Genomic DNA, 19622 nt, shown 5'->3' with positions numbered 1-19622 from the left:
GGTCGACCTAGAGCCAGTTGCGGCGCTTGAAGACGACGTAGAGCCCGACCGCGAGCGCGACCATGGCGAGCAGCGCGGCGGGGTAGCCGAGCGGATGCTCCAGTTCGGGCATGTGCCGGAAGTTCATTCCGTACACGGTGCCGATGAGGGTGGGCGCGAAGATGATCGCCGCCCAGCTGGAGATCTTCTTGACCTCCTCGCTCTGCCGGAGGCTCGTTTCGGTGAGGCGCTGCATCTCGTCGTTCTGCCGCTGGGTGACGAGCGTCGAGTGCACGGCGAGCGCGTTCTGCAGCAGCTGCCGGTACGCCTCGCCGCGGTCGACGATGCGGAGCACGTGGTCGAGCACGTCGCGCAGGTACCGCTGGAGTTCGAGGTCGACGCGGTACTTCTCGAAGCCGCGCTCGAGGGCCTCGAACATGCCGACGAGCGGGCGCGTCGCGCGCTGGAAGTCCATGACCTCGGCGGCGAGGTCGTAGATGCGGCGCGTCACGGCCGGGTCCCCGTCGAAGAGCTGCTGCTCGATCTCGTCGATGTCGTTCTCGAGCCCGGCGAGCACCGGCGCGTACTCGTCGACCACCTCGTCGAGCACGGCGTAGAGGACGGCCTCCGTGCCGCGCGCGAGCAGCTCGGGTGCCGCTTCGAGCCGTCGGCGCACCCGGGCGAGGTCGGGCGCCTCGGCGTGCCGGATGGTCACGGCGAAGTTCGTGCCGACGAACACGTGCAGCTCGCCGAACTCGACCTCCTCGGTCGCGTCGAGGTACCGCGCGGGCCGCAGGACGACGAAGAGGGTGTCGCCGTAGCGTTCGAGCTTGGCGCGCTGGTGGCCCTTCGCGGCGTCCTCGGCGGCGAGCGGATGCAGCCCGAACTCGTCCACGAGCGCCGCGAGCTCGTCGGGGGTCGGCCGGTACAGCCCGATCCAGGCGAACCCGCCGGGATGCTCGGCGAGCGTCTCGAACGTCTCCTGGAGGGTGGCCGGGTTCGCGACCCGGAGTCCGTCGCGGTAGACGGCGTTGTCGATGAGCGGCACGCGTCCAGTGTGGGGCGGCACGGTGGCGGCGGGTGGCGGGCGCGCCGGGGCGCTCAGCGAACGCGCGGGTGAGCGGGGCAGGCTGCGTGGCATGGGTCGGCAGCGGGGCGGGGCGGATGCCGCGGCATCCGTCGACGAGCGGACGTGCGCGTCGTGCGGCCGCCGCATCGAGTGGCGTGCGAAGTGGGCGCGCGACTGGGATGCGGTGCGCCACTGCAGCGACGCGTGCCGTCGGCGCGGCGTCCGGGCGGTCGATCGGCAGCTCGAGGAGGAGATCCGGGCGCTCCTCGCCCAGCGGGCGGCATCCGCGACGATCTGCCCCTCGGAGGCGGCGCGGCGCATCGGCGGCGATGACGGGTGGCGCGAGTTGATGGAGCCGGCGCGGCGGGCCGCGCGGCGGCTCGTGGCCGCGGGCGAGGTCGAGATCACGCAGCGCGGGCAGGTGGTCGATCCGTCGACGGCGAAGGGGCCCATCCGCGTCCGCCGCGCACCGCGCTGAGCGCGCGTGCTCAGTCGCCGGGTTCGGCGACCGCGACCGGGGCGTCGGCGGCGGGCGGCGGCGTGGCCCAGAGCCCGCGGGTCGGCGTGGGCCGCGTGCGCGACAGCGCGCCGGGCTGCATCTTCAGGTGCTCCTCGGCGGCGCGGAAGACGATGCGGTCGGCTTCAGCCTCGTCGATCAGCCCGATCGCGTGGTGCTGCACGGCGACGCCGTCGACGAGTGCGGTGAGCATGCGCGCGTCGGCGGCGGGATCGGCGCTGGTGGCGTGGCCGGCGTCGACCACGCGCTGGATGACCCCAGCGAGGTGCCGGTCGGAGTCGCGGTGATGGCGCGTGAGCGCGGCATGCAGCTCGGGGTTGCGGGGCGCCTCGCTCCACGCGTCGATCCACACGAGGTAGTGGCCGCGCGGCGTGGTCGAGAGCCAGTCGGCGAGCGCGGCGACCGGCTCGAGGCCTTCCTCGACCTCGGCGTCGGCGCGCAGTTCGCCGAGCACGGCCGCGTCGAACGCGGCGGCGACGAGCTGCTCCCGGGTGGCGAAGTAGTGGCGGATGAGGCCGTGCACGACGCCGACCTCGGCGGCCACGTCGCGGAGGGTGACGCGCGCGAACCCGTCGCGGGCGACGAGCCGCAGCGTCGCCGCGAGGATCTGCTCGCGTCGCTGCGCCGGATCGAGTCGGGTGGCCACGCGCCCATCGTAATGGTCTTGTCCGCGCGGCCAACACTGTCGGCGGATGGCGCGGGTCAGTGCCGGGCGTGCCGTCGGACCCACTCGTGCATGACGATCGCAGCCGCGGCGGCGGCGTTGATCGATCGGGTGGAGCCGTACTGCGTGATCTCGACGGCGAGGTCGGCGGCGGCGAGCGCCTCGGGGCTGAGCCCCGGTCCCTCCTGGCCGAAGAGCAGGATGCAGCGTTCGGGCAGGTCGGCGGTGTCGACGGGCCGCGAGCCCTCGACGTTGTCGACGGCGACGATCGGCAGGCCTTCGGCGCGCGCCCAGGCGACGAGGTCGGCGACCTCCGGGTGGTGCAGGAGGTGCTGGTAGCGATCGGTGACCATCGCGCCGCGCCGGTTCCAGCGGCGACGCCCGACGATGTGCACGGTCTCGGCGGCGAACGCGTTGGCGGTGCGGACGATGGAGCCGATGTTGAGGTCGTGCTGCCAGTTCTCGATGGCGACGTGGAACGGATGCCGCCTCGTGTCGAGGTCGGCGACGATCGCGTCGAGGCGCCAGTAGCGGTAGCGGTCGACGACGTTGCGGCGGTCGCCGTGCTCGAGGAGTTCCGGGTCGTAGCGATCGTCCCGGGGCCACGCGTCGGGTCCGCCGGGCCAGGGGCCCACCCCGTGCAGCGGCAGCTGCGGCTCGTCGTGCGCGCCGGACTCGCCGTCGGCGGGTGCGCCCGCGTCATCCGCTCGCTGATCGATCACGCGACCACGCTAGTCGGGGCGCGGCGCGAACACGGAGAAGCCCCGGGCGTTCGGGTCGCCCGGGGCCGCGGAAGCGCCGCTACTCCTCGAACGAGACGTTCCCGCGACAGGCGACGCCCGGGCTCGGGACCGCGGACTTCCCGCCGGCGCGCACGATGATGCCGTAGCTCTGCACATGGCCGCCGGTGATGGCGTCGTCGTCGAAGCCCGGCGGGTTGTCCTCGACCTCGTCGGGGACGTCGCGACCCGAGAACGCGCACACCGAGCTGGCCTTGTGGGCTCCGGGGATCGGCTCCCCCTTGCCGTTGTACTCACCCGCGTGCGCGGCGCCTGCACCGCCCACCACGAGTCCGAGTGCCACGAGGCACCCGATCGCGATTCGCTTCATTGCCCACCTCCGTTGTGAACGGGACGGCCGAGGCCAGGGTCGCGCCCGGTGCGCGGGCACCTGCGGTCGTACCGACGGCACGGTACTCCTTCTCGCGGGGTGACGTATTCCCTCGAACGGGTCACACCTGGCACGGCTCGCCGGTTTCGGTACACCGAAAATCCGGTACGATTTCGGTATGCCGAAAGGTGCCGCCGTCGCCGCCCTGCTCACCGCCGCCGCACTCGCGCTGAGCGGGTGCAGCGGCTCGGCCGCGAACGGCGAGGGCGACGACCGCCCCGTCGTCCTGACGACCTTCACCGTGCTGGCCGACATCGCCGAGGAGGTCGCGGGCGACCGCCTCCGCGTCGAGTCGATCACGAAGGTCGGCGCCGAGATCCACGGGTACGAGCCCACCCCGGGCGACCTGCGCCGGGCGGCCGGGGCCGACCTGATCCTCGACAACGGGCTGAACCTCGAGGCGTGGTTCGCGCAGTTCGTCGAGGGGCTCGACGTGCCGCACGTCGTCGTCAGCGAGGGCGTCGAGCCCATCCCGATCGCCGACGGCTCCGCCGAGGGCCTGCCGAACCCGCACGCGTGGATGTCGCCGCTGAACGTCCAGGTCTACGCCGACAACATGGCCGAGGCGTTCGCCGAGCTGGCCCCCGAGCACGCCGACGAGTTCGCCGCGAACGCCGAGGCGTACGGCGCCGAACTGCAGGCGGTCCACGACGAGCTCGTGGCCGAGCTCGCGGCGCTGCCCGAGTCGCAGCGCGCGCTCGTCACCTGCGAGGGCGCCTTCTCGTACCTCGCCCGCGACGCCGGGCTCACCGAGCAGTACCTCTGGGCCGTGAACGCCGAGCAGCAGGCCACCCCGAAGTCCATCGCGCGCACCATCGAGTTCGTCGACGACCAGGGGGTGCCGGCGGTGTTCTGCGAGTCGACGGTGTCCGACGAGGCCATGCAGCAGGTCGTCGAGGCGACGGATGCCGCATTCGGCGGCGTCCTCTACGTCGACTCGCTCTCCGAGCCGGGCGGGCCGGTGCCCACCTACCTCGACCTGCTGCGGCACGACGTCGAGGTCATCACCGACGGACTCACGGGCGGCGCGCGATGACCGGGCCCGCGGCATCCGCTCGCCCCGGCACCCTCGCCGGTGACGAGGCCCCGGCCCTCGAGGTGCACGGCCTCACGGTGCACTACGGCGACGTGCTCGCGCTCGACGACGTGAGCCTCACGCTCCGGCGCGGCACCGTGTGCGGACTCATCGGCATGAACGGATCGGGCAAGTCGACGCTGTTCAAGGCGATCATGGGCACGGTGCACCCCGACCGGGGCCGCGTCGCGATCGCGGGGCGCACCCCGCGCCAGGCCCGGCGCGCGGGCGTCGTCGGGTACGTGCCGCAGAGCGAGGAGGTCGACTGGGCGTTCCCGCTCAGCGTGCACGACGTCGTGATGATGGGACGGTACGGATACCAGGGCTTCACCCGGCGGCCGCGCCCCGCCGACCGGGCGGCAGTCGCCGAGGCCCTCGAGCGCGTCGAGCTCGCCGACCTCGCGGACCGGCGCATCGGCGCGCTGTCGGGCGGCCAGCGCAAGCGCGCCTTCGTGGCGCGCGGCCTCGCCCAGGGCGCCGACGTGCTGCTGCTCGACGAGCCGTTCGCGGGCGTCGACCGGCCGAGCGAGCGCACGATCAGCGAACTGCTCCGCGAGCTCGCGGCCGGCGGCGCGGCCGTGCTCGTGTCATCGCACGACCTCGAGGCGCTGCCCCGGCTCGCCGACGAGGTGATCCTGCTGCTGCGTCGCGTGCTGCTGCACGGCAGCCCCGACGAGGCGCTGCAGCCCGAGCAGCTCGCGCGCGCGTTCGGCCTCGACCTCACCGGCCGTTCGGAGGACTGACCATGCCCGTCGTCGACTTCCTGCTCGAGCCGCTCGGCTACGACTTCATGCAGCGCGCGTTCCTCGTCACGGTCACCGCCGCGATCGTCTGCGGCGTGCTGAGCTGCTGGCTCGTGCTCATCGGATGGTCGCTCATGGGCGACGCCGTCTCCCACGCCGTGCTGCCGGGCGTCGTGCTCGCGTACCTGCTCGGCACGCCGTTCGCGGTGGGCGCCCTCGTGTTCGGGCTCGGGGCGGTCGCGCTCATCTTCCTCGTCCGTGCGACGAGCCGGGTGAAGGGCGACGCGGCGATCGGGGTGGTCTTCACGACCCTCTTCGCGCTCGGCCTCGTGCTCATCTCGGTCGTGCCCAGCCAGACCGACCTCGGGCACATCCTCTTCGGCAACCTGCTCGGCGTCAGCGCCGCCGACCTCGTGCAGGTGCTCGTGCTCGGCGCCGTCACCCTCGCCATCCTCGTTCTGAAGCGGCGCGACCTGACGCTGTACGCGTTCGACCCCACCCACGCGCACGCGATCGGCCTGAACCCGAAGGCGCTGGGCGCGCTGCTCCTGGCGCTCCTGGCGCTCACGGTCGTGGTCGCGCTGCAGGCCGTCGGCGTCGTGCTCGTCGTCGCCATGGTCATCATCCCGGGCGCGACCGCCTACCTGCTCACCGACCGCTTCGCGCGCATGCTCGTGATCGCGCCCGCGATCGCCGCGGTCTGCGCGATCGTCGGCATCTACGCGAGCTACTACCTCGACGCGGCATCCGGCGGCATGGTCGTGCTCACGATGGGCATGGCGTTCGCGCTCGCCTACCTCTTCGCTCCCCGGCACGGCGTCGTCGGGCGCCGGGTGCTCGCCGCGCGACGGCGTCGTGCGGCCACGGCGGCCGCGGTCTCGCAGCCCGACCCCGCGCGGGTAGGGTGAGGCCGATGCCCGCCCCCGCCAGCCCCGCCGTCGAGGACTACCTCAAGACGGTCTACGCGCACACCGAGTGGCAGTCCGAGCCCATCACGCCGTCCGGACTCGCCGCCGCCCTCGGCGTCGCGCCGTCGTCGGTGACCGAGATGGTGAAGAAGATGGCCGCGCAGGGGCTCGTGCAGCACGTGCCCTACGGCGCCATCCGGCTGACGGATGCCGGGCGCGCCCGCGCCCTCGCCGTCGTGCGCCGCCACCGGCTCATCGAGACGTGGCTCGTGCGCGAGATGGGCTACGCGTGGGACGAGGTCCACGACGAGGCCGAGATCCTCGAGCACGCCGTCTCCGACCGCCTGCTCGAGGCCATCGACGAGCGGCTGGGGCGACCGGAGCGCGACCCGCACGGCGACCCCATCCCCGCCGCCGACGGCAGCCTGGTCTCCGAGCCGTCGGTGCGCCTCGACGAGGCGGTCGCCGGGCACGTGGGCCGCGTCATCCGCATCAGCGACCGCGACCCGGCGGTGCTCCGCGAGCTCGACGGCGCCGGCGTCGGGCCGGGCAGCGAACTGCGGGTGACGGATGCCGCCGACCCCGCCGCGGTCACCGTGACCGTGGGCGGCACCGGCCGGACCATCGCTCGCGCCGCCGCCGCGGGCATCTGGATCACCGCCTGATTCGTCCGACCCCCTCCCGCTCGCGCACATCGTGGGCGAGGATGGCCACATGGGTCGCACCAAGCAGAAGATCAGGCCCGAACTCACCGATGCCCAATGGGATCGGCTGCGTCGCTACGGCGTGCCCCAGGCCACCGAGGTCGGCGACGTGCTGTTCCGCACCGGAGACCGCTGGTACGACCTGATCCTCGTCGAGGAGGGCGAGGTCGAGGTCGTGCGCGATGCGCTCTCGTGGACCGAGGAGACCCGGCTCGCGGTGCTCGGGCCCCGCACCTTCGTCGGCGAGCTCGGGCTGCTGAACGGGCAGCGCGCGTTCCTCACCTCGCGCGTCACCCAGCCGGGCCGCGTGCTGCGGGTCGACCACGACGCACTCCAGCGCCTGATGGCCGAGGACGACGAGCTGTGCGACCTCATGCTGCGCACGCTGTGGGCGCGCCGCGAACTCCTGCGGCACGGGCCGGCGGCGTGGACCCTGAAGATCGTCGGCTCGACGGGCTCCCCCGAGTCGATGGCGCTCCGCCGCTACGCCGAGCGCCTCGAGCTCGCCCACACCTGGGTCGACGTCGACGACCCGGCCCTCGACCACGACGTGTGGTCGCACGGGTTCACGCGCGAGCACCTGCCCGTCGCGTTCGTGCAGGGCGAGCCGGTGCACAACGCCACGCCGGGCCGCATCGCGGAGATGCTCGGGCTCGCCTACACCGCCGACGACGACCTCGAGTTCGACCTCGCGGTCGTCGGCGCCGGGCCGGCGGGGCTCGCCGCGGCGATCTACGGCGCGTCCGAGGGCCTGCGCACCGTGCTCCTCGATGCCGTCGCCCCCGGCGGCCAGTCGGCGACGACCTCGCGCATCGAGAACTACCTCGGCTTCCCGTTCGGTGTGAGCGGTGACGCGCTCACCTCGCAGGCGTCGCTCCAGGCGTTCAAGTTCGGCGTGCGGATCGCGGCGCCGTGTCCGGTCGTGCGCCTCGACCCCGAGGGCGGCGTGCACCGCCTCCTCCTCGCCGACGGAGCGATCGTGCGCGCCCGCGCCGTCGTCGTCACGACCGGCGTCGCCTACCGCGGCCTCCCTCTCGAGCGGTGGGACGATTTCGAGGGCGCCGGCATCCACCACGCCGCGACGGCCCTCGAGCTCCGGCAGGTCGCGGGTTCCGACGTGGTCGTCGTCGGCGGGGCCAACTCGGCCGGCCAGGCGGCACTCGCCCTCGCCGCGAACGCGTGCCGGGTCCGGCTCGTCGTCCGCTCGAACGACCTGTCCGAACGGATGTCGAGCTACCTCGTCGACCGCATCCGGGAGGATCCCCGCATCGAGGTGCACACCGGCACCCAGGTCACGGCCCTGCATGGCGAGGACCGCCTCACCGCCGTCACGCTCCGCGGCACGACGGAGCAGACCGTCGACTGCACGGGACTCTTCTGCTTCATCGGCGCCGTGCCCGCGACGGACTGGCTCGCCGGGCTCGAACGCGACGAGCACGGCTTCCTCCGCACCGGCGCCGACGTGGTCGCGCTCGGCGACGGCTGGCGCGACCTCGGCCGGATGCCGCTGCCGTTCGAGACCTCGGTGCCGCGCGTCTTCGCCGCCGGCGACGTGCGCCGCGGATCCATGAAGCGCGTCGCGGCGGCCGTCGGCGAGGGCTCCAGCGCCGTCGCCTCGGTCCACCAGGCGCTCGCGACCACGGAGGTGTACGCATGACCGACCGGCAGACGGCTCCGCCGCCCTCCGGCACGGGCTGCGTCGAATGCCTCGAAGGCGGCGGATGGTGGTGGCACCTCCGTCGCTGCGTCGAGTGCGGCCATGTCGGATGCTGCGACTCGTCGCCCGAGCAGCATGCGAGCCGTCACGCGCGCGACACCGGGCACGCCGTCGCGACCTCGTTCGAACCCGGCGAGGACTGGTTCTGGGACTACGAGGCCGGCGCGTCGGCGCGGCGGGTCCCGCTCAGCCCGCCGTTCTCCCGGCCCGAGGACCAGCCCGCCCCAGGACCCGAAGGCAAGGTACCGCCCGACTGGAAGTCGCTGCTGCACCGGGCGTGACGGGCCGGCCCGCGGCATCCGCTGTTCATCGGGCTGTGATCTGCGCGGCCTAGGCTGTGCGCATGGCGAAGCGTGATGAGGTCGAGTCCTGGCTCACCGACATGGACGGCGTGCTCGTGCACGAGAACCACGCGTTGCCCGGCGCGGCCGCGCTGCTGCAGCACTGGGAGGACACCGGCACCCCGTACCTCGTGCTCACGAACAACTCGATCTTCACCGCGCGAGACCTGTCGGCGCGCCTGCGCGCGTCGGGGCTCAACGTGCCCGAGGACCGCATCTGGACCTCGGCGCTCGCCACGGCCGACTTCCTCCACCAGCAGCTGCCGGGCGGCACCGCGTTCGTCATCGGCGAGGCCGGCATCCTCACCGCACTGCACGACGCGGGCTTCGTGATGACCGAGACGAACCCCGACTTCGTCGTCGTCGGCGAGACGCGCAACTACTCGTTCGAGGCGATCACGAAGGCGATCCGCCTCATCGGCAACGGCGCCCGGTTCATCGTCACCAACCCGGATGCCACGGGCCCGTCCGCCGAGGGCCCGCTGCCCGCCACGGGCGCCATCGCCGCGCTCATCACCAAGGCGACCGGGCGGGAGCCGTACGTGGTCGGCAAGCCGAACCCGATGATGTTCCGCTCGGCGCTGAACAAGATCGGCGCGCACTCCGAGAACACGGCGATGATCGGCGACCGCATGGACACCGACATCGTCGCGGGCATCGAGGCCGGGCTGCACACGATCCTCGTGATGACCGGCATCAGCGACCAGGCCGAGATCGAGAAGTACCCGTTCCGGCCCGACGAGATCCTCACGGGCGTGGCCGAGCTCGTGCCGGCCGAGCCGGTCGAGGTCGAACTCTAGTCGTCGTCAGGGGCGCAGTTCGAGCTCCCGGTCGGCGTCCCACGGTTCGGTCCACCCGAGGCGGTCGAACATCGCGTCGAGCACGAGCCCGGTGAAGCCCCACACCAGCCGCTCCGCCCCGCCCGCCGTGACGGTGAAGCCGGGCCCGCGCCACTCGCGGTCGTCGCGACGGATGACGGTGGTGCACCGGTTCGCCGGGTCGAGCAGGTCGGCGACGGGGGTGCGGAAGACCGCGGACGACTCGGCCCGGTCGACGGGCGCGACGGGCGTCGGCGCCGCCCACCACCCGAGCACCGGGGTCACCACGTGGCGGGAGTACGCGAGCGGGATCTCGCCGAGCGTGCCGAGCACCTCAACGCCCGCCGGGTCGAGCCCGGTCTCCTCCCTCGCTTCGCGGAGCGCTGCGGCCACCGGGCCGGCCTCGCCGTCGTCGACGCGGCCGCCGGGGAACGCGATCTGGCCCGCGTGCGAGCGGAGCGTGGTCGCGCGCGCGAGCAGGAGCACGTCGAGGTCGCGCGAGACCGCGCGCGCCTGCGCCTCGTGGTCGCTCGGCAGGTGGTCGAGCACGCCGAACAGCACGAGCACCGCGGCGGGCCGCGCATCGTCGCCGACGGGCTCGCGCACGGCCTGCCAGAGGTCGTGCACGGCCGGGTCGTCGACGAGCGCCGCGAGCTGCGCCCGCGCCGATGCGGAAGCGTCGTCGCGTGAGGTCACCCGTCGAGGGTAGCCCGCGCGGCCGTGATCCCCGATGTCGCGGTGCCTACGACCGGCCGCCCGGGCCGTCGGCATCGCCCGGCGGGTCGGTGCGGTCCGTCCCGTCGGCGTCGTCGGGCTCCTCCGGCCGCCACCGCTGCGACCACCGGCTCTCGTGCAGGAACACCTGCGTCACGATGACGAGCACGACGATGACCGCGCCGCCGACCCAGAACGTCCAGTCCACGACGGCTCCGCTCAGCCGAGCCGGCCGTAGGCCAGTTCGACGGCGTCCCAGAAGCGCTCGACGTCGAGCCCGACCGCGACGCGCGCGTTCGGTTCGCGGGCGAGCATGCCGTCGAGGTCGACGCTCGTCGCCCCGACGGTCTCGGACCCGACGAGCTCCACGTCCAGCCGGGTGTGCACGACCTCGACCGCGTCCGGGTCGGCGAGCACGGCCACCGCCACCGGGTCGTGCAGCGGACCGTCTGGCATGCCGAACACCTCGTCGTTGGTGCGGCAGAAGAACTCGAGCAGCTCGTCGCCGAACGCGGCGGTGCGGTTGCCCACTGCCGCCAGCCGTTCTCGCACGCGGGTGGTCACGAGCGCGCGGTGCGTCACGTTCAGCCCGACCATCGTGAAGCGGATGCCGCTGCCGAGCACCCGGTCGAGCGCCTCCGGGTCGACCCAGGCGTTGAACTCGGCGTACGGCGTGACGTTGCCGCGCTCGGTGGAGCCGCCCATCCACACGATCTCGCGCACCCGGTCCGCGAGGTCCGGACGTTCGCGGAGGAAGATCGCGACGTTCGTGATCGGCCCGGTCGCGATGATGGCGACCGGCTCGGATGCCGCCTCCAGCGTGTCGGCGATGAGCTCCGTCGCACTCCGCGGATCGAGCGGCACGCGGGTCGGGGACGTGTCGGGGTCGGGAAGCTCGGGCCCCCCGAGCCCGTTCTCGCCGTGGATCCACTCGGCCGTCGACAGCTCGCGAGCGAGCGGCCCGCTCGCGCCCGCGGCGACGGGCACGTCGCCCACCCCGGCCACGGCGAGCGCGATACGGGCGTTCCGGCTCGTGTGCTCGAGCGGCACGTTGCCACCGACGGTGGTCACCGCGACGAGGTCGAGCGCCGGGTGGCCCGCCGCGAGCCACAGCGCCATGACGTCGTCGTGGCCCGGGTCGCAGTCGACGATCACGGGAATGGTCACACGGCCTCCGTCCGGTCGGCGAGCGCGAGCACGTCGTCGCGGCCCGCATAGGAATCCACGGTGCCCCGTTCCTGGACGGCGAGCGCGCCCGCGGCGACGGCGGCGCGCACCGCGTCGGGCAGGGCGCGTCCCTCGGCCAGCATCGCGGCGAGCACGCCGGTCGCGGCATCCCCCGCCCCGGTCGTGTCGACCGCGGCGACGCGCGGCGCCGCCACGCTCCACGAGCCGGTCGCATCGGCGGCCACGGCGCCGCGGTCGCCGAGCGTCACCACGATCGAGCGGGCCAGGGCACCGACGACGGATGCCGCGGCATCCCGCCACGCCTCGGCCGACGCGTCGTCGCCGAGCCCCGCGCCCAGACCGAGCGTGCGCGCCTCGTGGACGTTCACGACCAGCGGATCGGCGACCGCGAGGGCCGACCGCGAGACGGCGACCGGCGGGGCGAGGTTGAGCACGAAGCGGACGCCCGCGGCGTCGCTCGCCGCCGCGATCGCCTCGATGGAGCGCACCGGGAGCTCACCCTGCGTGAGCACGAGTGCGGCGCCGTCGAGCCGAGCCGCCTCCGACCGCACCGCGTCGGCGTCGAACGACGCGTTGGCGCCGGCCGTGACGATGATGGTGTTCTCGCCCGACTCGGCGACGGTGATCTGCGCGATGCCCGTCGGTTCGCCGGGCACGACCCCCACGGCGTCCGTCGGCAGCCCGAACCGAGCGAACGCGGCGCGAGCGACCTCGGCGTTCGCGTCGTCGCCGAGCCGGGCCACGAGCTCCACGCCGGCCCCGGCGAGGTGCGCCGCGACCGCCTGGTTCGCCCCCTTGCCCCCGAGCGCCACCCGGAAGTCCCGCGAATGCACGGTCTCGCCGGGGCGCGGGAAGTCCGCGACGTAGCTCGTCGCGTCGACGTTCACCGAGCCGAACACGACGACGGCGCCGTGCCGGCCCCCGCCACCAGCGGGACCCGCCTCGGCCACGTCAGCCCTGCTGCCCGGCCGTGCCCTGCACGTCGGCGGTGATCGGCGAACCGCCGCGGCGGGTGACGAAGCAGTAGAAGTCGCGCTCGCCCGCGGCCCACTGCTCCTCGGTCACCGGGTAGGACCCCTCGACCTGCAGGTCGCCGGCCATCGCCGCCATGTCGGGGGCGATGACGTTCTCGGCACCGCAGAGGGCCGCGACCTGTGCCTCGACCTCCGCCTCACCGGGGAAGGGCGCCGCCTCGTCGGTGGAGACCTCGCCGCGGAGCACCAGTTGGGCGGCGTGCGGCGTCGCGCAGTCGATCACCGTGAACTCCTCGGCCCACGGACCCTCGAACGGCTCGAGGCACTCGCCGCCGAAGAGCTCGTTCCAGGCGTACGTACCCGGCGGCTGCATGGCCGTGGGTTCCGTCGCCCCGCCGGCTCCGCCGTCGGCGGTCTCATCTCCTCCGCCTCGGAGCAGCTGGGCGCCGAACGCGATACCCGCGACCACGAGGAGCACGGCGGCGAGGCCGCCCGCGATCCACGCGAGGAGCTTCACCGGCGAACGCCCGCCCCGGTCGTCGTCGTCGTCGTCCCGCGTCCGCGGTGCCGCCGGGCCGCCCCGACCGCCGCGGTCATCGCGGGCGTACCGGTCGTCATCGCGGCCGTACCGGTCGTACCGGTCGTCATCGCGGCCGTACCGGTCATCGCGGGTGTCATCGCGGCCGTACCGGTCATCGCGCGCGTAGGCGCCGTACTGGTCGTCGCGGGCGTATCGGTCGTCGCGGGCGTCGTACGGGTCGACGTCGCGATCGCGCTGTGCCGCAGCACCACCGACGAGGGGGGTCGGCGCCGTGGCGCCGAAGCCGGCACCGCCGAACAGCGAGGCGAGGCCGTCGTCATCGCTCTCGTCGTCGACGGCGTCCCGGTCGTGCGGGCCGTCGTACGCGAATCCGCGGGCGCGGTCGTCCCGGGGGTCGCGGCGGTCGTCGCGGTCGTACGGCGCGTCGGACCACTCGTCGCGGGGGTCCCGGTACTCGCGATCATCCCGGTACTCGAGGTCGTCCCGGTACTCGCGATCATCTCGGTGGTCGCGATCGCCGTACTCGGCCTCACGCGGGTCGGAGGCCACGTCCGCGTCATCCGCGATGCCGTCGTCGGGGATGGGATCCCACTGGTCGACCGCGGGGTACGGCTCAGGGGAACGGTCGTCGTCTCCGGGGCGCGCATCCCGGTCGTCGCGCGACCGTCCGGCCGGTGCGGCGTCGGAGTCGGACGCCCCGCGTCGGCGGGGACCCGGCCGGTCGTCCTCGACCGGGGCCTTGGGATCGGGCGCCGTCGGGTCGGGAGTGAGGTTCCAGAAGTAGCCGGCCTGCGCCATCTCGCGCGCCATGGGCGAGCCGTCCTGCTCGTCGTACGCGGGCTGCTCGGAGCGGGGCTCGTCGTACCGAGCCTCCCGGTCGTACTCCTGCCGGCCCCAGCCGTCCCGGTCGGAGCCCTGGTGATCGCGGTCCTGCTGGTCCCAGCCCTGCCGGTCGTACGCCGGCTCGTCCGGAACCCGCTCGCCCGCGGCCCGCTGGTCGTCCCAGCCCTGCTGGTCGTCGGCGTGACCGTCGTACGCCTGCTCGCTCGGGGCCCGCTGGTCCCAACCCTGCTGGGCGTACGCCTGCTCGTCCTGAACCGGCTCGGCGGCGGCCCGCTGGTCCCAGCCCTGCGGCTCGTGCGCCCGCGGGTCGTACCCCGGCTGGTCGAACTCGTGGTCGTCGTACTGGCCCGACGCGTCGGCGTAGGCCTGCTCGTCGGAGTAGCCCCGGCTATCGTCGGAGGCGGGAACCCGGTCGTCGCGCGTGGCCGCACCGGCGGCCGCCGGGTCCTCGTTGAGCGCCGACCAGAGCTGGTCGTCGAAGTCGGTCCGGGCCGCCGGGAAGGCGGTGCCCGCGGGCGGGGTCACCGGGGTGAAGGACTGCCGGGCGACCGGCGGCGGCGTGAACCCCGCGAAGGGGGAGTCGGCCGATCCCGGCACGTCGCGCGGGTCGAGCGGAGGCTCGTCGCGGTGCGGCTCGACCGGGCGCCGGTCGTCGCGGGGTCGCTGTTGCGGCGGCTCCGCGGGGTCCGAGAGCTGCCGGAACGCCGCACGGAGACCGTCCTCGGTCTCGATGGGCTGCTCGCCCCAGGTCAGGGCGAAGTTCGCCGGCGGGGTGACCGGGCCGGGCGGCGGCGGGCCGGGCGGCGGTGCCTGCGGGCCGCCGAAGGCCGGCGGCACGGGCGCCCCGCCCACGGGCGGCTCGACCGACGTGAGCCGGTCGTCGGGCCGCTGCGGGTCGCGCGGCGTCGCCGGAGGTCGGCGGTCGTCCCAGCCGGGAGGCTGGTTCCACGCCGGGGCCTGCGGCTCCCACGTCGGAGCGGGCGCCTGCCGGGGCGGCTCCGCGCGCGGCGGAAGCGGCTCGCTCACGACGGGAAGCTCCCGCGTCGCGGCATCCGTCTCGGACTGGGCGTCGGCGAGCGAGAACCAGTCGAGCGACTCCTCGCTGCGGCGGCGGGGTCGCTCCATGGGCGGCGGGGAGACCGGCTCGGCCGGCTGCTGGGGCGGTGCGACGGGCGGCTGGGGAGCCTGGCGGCCCTCGAGGTCGGGGCGACGGCCGCTGCCCAGCTGGCTGAGCAGCCAGTCGGCGTCGTTCATGTCGTCCGAGTCGTGGCGTCCGTCGCGTCGGTTCATGACAGTCCCAGATCCTTCAATCCGATGGCCGCGAGGTAGGGAACCCCCGCGGCTTCGATGACCTCGCGTGCGCCCGTGTCGCGGTCGACGACGACCGCGACCGCGGCGACCTCCGCGCCCACGGCGCGCAGGGCCTCGATCGCCTTGAGCGGCGAGCCCCCGGTGGTCGAGGTGTCCTCGAGCACGATGACCCGCTTGCCGGCGACATCCGGCCCCTCGACCTGCTTGCCGCGGCCGTGGTCCTTCGGTTCCTTGCGCACGACGAAGGCGTCGTAGGCGAGCCCGCGGGCCGCACCCTGGTGCAGGACCGCGGTGGCGATGGGGTCGGCCCCCATCGTCATGCCGCCGACGGCGGCGACCTCCGGAACCTCGGCGATGAGGTCGAGCATGACCTGCCCGATCAGCGGCGCCACGCGGTGGTCGAGGCTCACCTTGCGGAGGTCGACGTAGTACGTGGCCTTCTTGCCGCTGGTGAGCGTGAAGTCGCCGTGGAACACCGCCTCGCTCGAGATGAACTCGATGAGCTGTCGGCGGGCCTCGGCGGACTGGGGGTTCCGGGAAGTCACCCGAATACTCTACGTCGTGGTCCCTGAGTGCCGCGGGGTCGGATTCTCGGGGCTCGTGGGCCGCCGGGCACGGGCGGACGGCCCGGTTGCGGCATCCGTTCAGCGACCGTCGCGGTGCTCGCCCTCCCGGCGCTCCTCGTCGCGCCGCCGTGAGGAACGGGTCGTCGTCGCCTCCGCGATGCGCGAGAGCACGGGCTCGTCGGACGGCGCGAGCACCGTGGGCAGGTCGATGTGGAACTCGGAGAGCTCCTGCGCGCTGCGTCGCATGAACCGGTAGAGCGCCGAGCCGATGAGCACGCCCAGCGAGATCGACATGACCGTGACGAACGCGGCCGAGAAGTCGGCGATGCCGGCGGAGGCGGCGACCGCGCCCTCCGTGACGCCGATCACGCCCGACGCCCCGGGCACGAGCACCCAGAAGGCCGGGAGGAAGATCATCTGCGACGGCACGCCGCCGCGGCGCAGGTCCTCGATCCACAGCACGAACGGCGTGACGACGAGCGCGCCGATGAGCCCGCTCACCGCCGAGCCGAAGGCCAGGGCGCCGAGCTGCTGCGCCCCGTACGCCACCACGAGCGCGAGGAGCACCCAGCCGTAGCTGCGACCGGGGGCCGCGAAGTGGAGGTAGTTGCCGAGGCCGTACAGGGCGAGGCCGATGCCCGCGACCCACCACGGCAGCGTCGTGGACGCGTCGAGCGGGAGGTAGTCCTCGTTGCCGACGCCGACCACCGTGCCCGCCGTCAGGATGCCGAACGCGAGCAGGCCGAGCTGGACGAGGCCCGCGCCCAGCCGGGACGTCCCGGCGACCATCTGCCCGGCCGCGAGCTCGCGCACGCCCGTGGTGAGGAGGGCGCCGGGCAGGAAGGTGGCCAGTGGCGCGATGAGCACGCGCAGCGGGTCGCCGAGTTCGACGTACGGCGCGAGGAGGAAGACGATGAGCGCGCACACGAAGGACGCGACGATGGGCAACACGAGCGTGAGCGTCTGCGAGCGCACGAGCTTCGCCACGCCGATGAGCGCGCCCAGGACGAAGCCGACGACCGCGGCCTGCCAGCTGGGCGCGAGGAGCAGCGCGAGCCCGGCGGTGAGCATGGCGTGACCGAGGGTCCGCATGAACCAGTGCCGGGTGGGCGGCATCGCGCCGATCTCATTGAGGCGGCGGATGCCGTCGCCGGGCGAGATCGCCGCCTCGCGGGCCTCGCGCAGCAGCCGACCCATCTCGGCGATCTGGTCGAAGCGGAACGTCGCCTGCACCGACTTCAGCGCCACGCGTGCGGTGTCGCCGCGGCCCGTCTGCACGAACGCGATCGTGGGCAGCACGACCAGGTCGACGTCGTCGAGGCCGTAGGCACGCGCGATCTGCACGACGTCGGCGCGGATCCGGTCCACCGACTCCTGGGAGGCCGTCATGCCCTCGGCGAGACCGAGCAGGAAGGTGCGCAGGACGGCCGGGTCGTCGACGGGCGCCCGGTGGGCGTCGCCCTCGGCGTCGGGGCGTTCGGGTGGGGTGGGGGTGATGGGCATCCGCTCGCTCCGTCAGTCGCTCGGGCCCGGGTCGCGTGGGGTGACCCGAGCTGCTCGGGTGTCGTCACGCTATCGGCGGTGCACGCGGATGTCGAGGGCGGGCGCAGACGAACGAAGGGCCGCCCCGCGGGGTGTCCCTCCCCCGCGCGGCGGCCCTGCATCGGAGCCCGGGGGCTCCGCGGTCGCGCGACTCAGACGGTGCGCGCGAACGTCTCGCGCGGCTGACGACGGTATCCGTCGCGAGCGGTCACGAGGACCGAGCCGACGACGCCGGCGATCGAGGCGCTGATGAGGAGGACGGTGAGGCTGAACACGGCGGTTCCTTTCGGGAGATCGTTGGAATGTCGGGCGACTGGGTGCGCCCTTGCACGTGTCCGACTCCTCAATTGTGACGGAGTAAACCGTTCAGCACAATCTTACGAAACTACACTAACGATGTAGCATTGCTACATGGATGTACGCCGTCTGGACCTCCTCCGCGAGCTCGCCGAGCGCGGCAGCGTGACCGCCGTCGCCGAGGCCACCGGCCGCACCCCTTCGGCGGTCTCCCAGCAGCTCAAGGTGCTCGAACGCGAGGCGGGCATGCCGCTGACCGAGCGGGTCGGTCGCGGCGTCGTGCTCACCAGCGCCGGCCAGGCGCTCGCCCGCTCAGCGACGGAGGTCGCGATCGCTCTCGAGCGCGCGTCGGCGTTGTGGGACGAGTTCCGCAACCACCCGAGCGGCGAGGTGACGCTCCTCACGTTCCCGACGGTCGGTGCCACCCTCCTCCCCCAGGTGCTCACCGACCTCCGAGCCGTGACCGGGCTCGTGGTGCGCGCCACCGACCTCGACCCCGAACTGGCCGAGTTCCCCGACCTCGCCAACGAGTACGACATCGTGCTCGCCCACACCATGCCGGGCGAGCTGCCGTGGGGCGGCCGCGGCCTGCGCGCCCTGCCGCTGCTCACCGAGCCGCTCGACGTCGGCCTCCCCGCCGGGCACCGGCTCGCCAACCGCGCGCTCGTGACGCCCGCCGACGTGGTCGGCGAGACCTGGCTCGGGGTGCCGAGCGGGTACCCGTTCGAGCGGATCCTCCACGCGATCGAGCAGGCGACCACCGGCCGCATCGAGATCAGCCAGCGGTTCAGCGACATGCGCATCGTCGAGGCGTTCATCCAGGCCGGCCACGGCATCGCGCTCGTCCCCCGCTACACCTCGGGGGCGCTGCCCGAGGGCATCGTGCTGAAGCCGCTCCGTGGCGTGGCATCCGTTCGCCAGATCTTCGCCCTGGTGCGGCCGGATGTCGCGGAGCGCCTCGCCGTGCGGACCGTGCTCGAGGTCATCGTCGACCGAGCGGCACGGCTCGAGCAGGCGTACGGCCACCCGTCCCGCGGCACCCCCGCCGAGCCCGCGGGCGAGGCGGCCGCCGCCACCTAGGTGCTCACACCGGCGGGCGCAGCCCCTCGCTCACCACGACCCGCGCGTGCGCGTTCGCGGCTCGGAGCGCCCCGCCCTCGGCGTGGTACTCGAACAGGCCCAGGCCCGCCCGATCGGCGAAGGCCACCCCGCCCGCCGTGTACGTGCCCGAGGTGGAGAACAGCGCGCGGCGGCCGTCGTGGGCGGCGACGCCGGCGAGCTCGCGCACCTGCGCCACGGGCACCGCGTGCGCTCGGCGAGGTTCTTGACCTGCGCGATCCAGTGCGCGCTGACCACGTCGACGCCGCCGTCGGCCGTGAACCGGGTCACCTCGGCGTCGAACGCCCCGAGGTGGCGCATCCAGTCGGCGACGAGCTGCTCGGCGCCTCGGTGCGACACCCCGTAGGGCTGCGGCGCCGGCCGCGGCCACGCCACCGCGAGCGGGAACGCCGGCTCGGCTCGGCCCGGGCGCTGCGCCTCGAGCAGGCCCACGCGGGCGGCCAGCTCGGCGACGGCGCGCGCGAGCGATGCCGCACGGTCGTCGTGCGACTCGCGCAGCCAGCGCTGCACCACGGCGACGAGTACCGCGGCGACCACGAGCAGCACCGCGAACGCCGCCGGCCCGGCCGCGAGCGGCCAGGGGAACCCGGGCCGGTCGACGAGCGAGGACGCGGCGCCGCACGCGACCGCCCATGCTCCGGCGTACCCGATCCACCACCACCACGTCACCGGTCGCGGTGGCCCGGCCTCGGCGACGATGCGCGGCGCCGCGACGGCCGCTGCCCGCGCGACCGTCTCGCTCGCCGCGGCGGCCGGGAGGCCGAGCGGGACGCGCGCCGAGCCGCCGCCCGAGTTCGACCGCGGCGTGGTGGAGGGGCTCGG

At 74.0% G+C, this 19622-nt stretch carries 22 protein-coding genes; 9 read left to right on the top strand and 13 right to left on the bottom strand.

The genetic code is table 11. The annotated features are described in order from the left end of the window. Nucleotides 1–7: 7 nt before the first annotated feature. The gene (locus M1L56_RS09795; protein WP_248599086.1) at nucleotides 8–1027 is read right to left on the bottom strand and encodes a magnesium and cobalt transport protein CorA; all 1020 of its coding nucleotides are present in this window, start codon (nucleotides 1025–1027) and stop codon (nucleotides 8–10) included. 91 nt (nucleotides 1028–1118) lie between these two features. Between M1L56_RS09795 and M1L56_RS09790 the strand changes: the two genes are divergently transcribed. Next, complete coding sequence (locus M1L56_RS09790) at nucleotides 1119–1526, top strand: DUF2256 and DUF3253 domain-containing protein (RefSeq protein ID WP_248599085.1); 408 nt, start codon at nucleotides 1119–1121, stop codon at nucleotides 1524–1526. 10 nt (nucleotides 1527–1536) lie between these two features. Here the strand turns inward: M1L56_RS09790 and M1L56_RS09785 are convergent, their stop codons facing one another. From M1L56_RS09785 to M1L56_RS09775, 3 genes are all read right to left on the bottom strand, one after another. After that, a complete protein-coding gene (locus M1L56_RS09785) occupies nucleotides 1537–2211 on the bottom strand; it encodes a TetR/AcrR family transcriptional regulator (RefSeq protein WP_248599084.1) in 675 nt (224 codons plus the stop codon). Between the two features lie 56 nt (nucleotides 2212–2267). After that, the gene (locus M1L56_RS09780) at nucleotides 2268–2948 is read right to left on the bottom strand and encodes a TrmH family RNA methyltransferase (RefSeq protein ID WP_374256473.1); all 681 of its coding nucleotides are present in this window, start codon (nucleotides 2946–2948) and stop codon (nucleotides 2268–2270) included. A gap of 82 nt (nucleotides 2949–3030) precedes the next feature. Then, nucleotides 3031–3339 (bottom strand): hypothetical protein, encoded by a 309-nt coding sequence (locus tag M1L56_RS09775; protein ID WP_248599083.1) that lies wholly within the window; start codon nucleotides 3337–3339, stop codon nucleotides 3031–3033. Between the two features lie 178 nt (nucleotides 3340–3517). On the opposite strand from M1L56_RS09775, the gene M1L56_RS09770 reads away from it, so the two are divergent. From M1L56_RS09770 to M1L56_RS09740, 7 genes are all read left to right on the top strand, one after another. Then, a complete protein-coding gene (locus tag M1L56_RS09770; RefSeq protein ID WP_248599082.1) occupies nucleotides 3518–4435 on the top strand; it encodes a metal ABC transporter substrate-binding protein in 918 nt (305 codons plus the stop codon). Then, nucleotides 4432–5217, top strand: coding sequence for a metal ABC transporter ATP-binding protein (locus M1L56_RS09765; RefSeq protein WP_248599081.1), 786 nt, complete (start codon nucleotides 4432–4434; stop codon nucleotides 5215–5217). The genes M1L56_RS09770 and M1L56_RS09765 overlap by 4 nt, the downstream gene beginning before the upstream one ends. Nucleotides 5218–5219: 2 nt before the next feature. Further along, nucleotides 5220–6125 carry a metal ABC transporter permease gene (locus M1L56_RS09760; protein WP_248599080.1) on the top strand — a complete coding sequence of 302 codons (906 nt, stop codon included), beginning with the start codon at nucleotides 5220–5222 and terminating at the stop codon, nucleotides 6123–6125. 5 nt (nucleotides 6126–6130) lie between these two features. Beyond that, nucleotides 6131–6790: a metal-dependent transcriptional regulator gene (locus M1L56_RS09755; RefSeq protein ID WP_248599079.1), complete on the top strand. Its 660-nt coding sequence runs from the start codon at nucleotides 6131–6133 to the stop codon at nucleotides 6788–6790. 49 nt (nucleotides 6791–6839) lie between these two features. After that, nucleotides 6840–8486, top strand: coding sequence for an FAD-dependent oxidoreductase (locus M1L56_RS09750; protein WP_248599078.1), 1647 nt, complete (start codon nucleotides 6840–6842; stop codon nucleotides 8484–8486). Further along, a complete protein-coding gene (locus tag M1L56_RS09745; protein ID WP_248599077.1) occupies nucleotides 8483–8827 on the top strand; it encodes a UBP-type zinc finger domain-containing protein in 345 nt (114 codons plus the stop codon). Before M1L56_RS09750 ends, M1L56_RS09745 begins: the two co-directional genes overlap by 4 nt. A 62-nt stretch (nucleotides 8828–8889) precedes the next feature. Then, nucleotides 8890–9687, top strand: a complete 798-nt coding sequence (locus M1L56_RS09740) for an HAD-IIA family hydrolase (RefSeq protein ID WP_067948391.1) — start codon at nucleotides 8890–8892, stop codon at nucleotides 9685–9687. Between the two features lie 6 nt (nucleotides 9688–9693). On the opposite strand, the gene M1L56_RS09735 is transcribed toward M1L56_RS09740, so the two are convergent. From M1L56_RS09735 to M1L56_RS15935, 8 genes are all read right to left on the bottom strand, one after another. Next, a complete protein-coding gene (locus M1L56_RS09735) occupies nucleotides 9694–10401 on the bottom strand; it encodes a CoA pyrophosphatase (RefSeq protein WP_374256430.1) in 708 nt (235 codons plus the stop codon). Nucleotides 10402–10447: 46 nt separating this feature from the next. Continuing rightward, a complete protein-coding gene (locus M1L56_RS09730) occupies nucleotides 10448–10627 on the bottom strand; it encodes a hypothetical protein (RefSeq protein WP_248599076.1) in 180 nt (59 codons plus the stop codon). 11 nt (nucleotides 10628–10638) lie between these two features. Then, nucleotides 10639–11586 (bottom strand): nucleoside hydrolase, encoded by a 948-nt coding sequence (locus tag M1L56_RS09725; protein ID WP_248599075.1) that lies wholly within the window; start codon nucleotides 11584–11586, stop codon nucleotides 10639–10641. After that, nucleotides 11583–12557: a ribokinase gene (locus tag M1L56_RS09720; RefSeq protein WP_248599074.1), complete on the bottom strand. Its 975-nt coding sequence runs from the start codon at nucleotides 12555–12557 to the stop codon at nucleotides 11583–11585. The genes M1L56_RS09725 and M1L56_RS09720 overlap by 4 nt, the downstream gene beginning before the upstream one ends. 1 nt (nucleotide 12558) lies before the next feature. Next, complete coding sequence (locus M1L56_RS09715) at nucleotides 12559–15255, bottom strand: septum formation family protein (protein WP_248599073.1); 2697 nt, start codon at nucleotides 15253–15255, stop codon at nucleotides 12559–12561. Then, entirely contained in the window at nucleotides 15252–15821 is a 570-nt protein-coding gene (gene pyrE / locus M1L56_RS09710; protein ID WP_067948403.1) for an orotate phosphoribosyltransferase, read from the bottom strand. The genes M1L56_RS09715 and pyrE overlap by 4 nt, the downstream gene beginning before the upstream one ends. 99 nt (nucleotides 15822–15920) lie before the next feature. Next, nucleotides 15921–17345, bottom strand: a complete 1425-nt coding sequence (locus M1L56_RS09705) for a threonine/serine exporter ThrE family protein (protein WP_067948405.1) — start codon at nucleotides 17343–17345, stop codon at nucleotides 15921–15923. A 191-nt stretch (nucleotides 17346–17536) separates the two neighbouring features. Beyond that, nucleotides 17537–17659, bottom strand: a complete 123-nt coding sequence (locus M1L56_RS15935; RefSeq protein ID WP_255361433.1) for a hypothetical protein — start codon at nucleotides 17657–17659, stop codon at nucleotides 17537–17539. A 136-nt stretch (nucleotides 17660–17795) separates the two neighbouring features. On the opposite strand from M1L56_RS15935, the gene M1L56_RS09700 reads away from it, so the two are divergent. After that, nucleotides 17796–18761, top strand: a complete 966-nt coding sequence (locus tag M1L56_RS09700; protein ID WP_248599072.1) for a LysR family transcriptional regulator — start codon at nucleotides 17796–17798, stop codon at nucleotides 18759–18761. A gap of 30 nt (nucleotides 18762–18791) precedes the next feature. Here the strand turns inward: M1L56_RS09700 and M1L56_RS09695 are convergent, their stop codons facing one another. Further along, complete coding sequence (locus tag M1L56_RS09695; RefSeq protein WP_248599071.1) at nucleotides 18792–19469, bottom strand: restriction endonuclease; 678 nt, start codon at nucleotides 19467–19469, stop codon at nucleotides 18792–18794. Nucleotides 19470–19622: the final 153 nt, after the last annotated feature.

It is taken from the genome of Agromyces sp. C10, from assembly GCF_023217995.1.
Classification (GTDB): Bacteria; Actinomycetota; Actinomycetes; order Actinomycetales; family Microbacteriaceae; genus Agromyces; species Agromyces indicus.
Note: the sequence above shows the minus strand (reverse complement) of the source record. Positions and strands in the feature narration are given on the sequence as shown.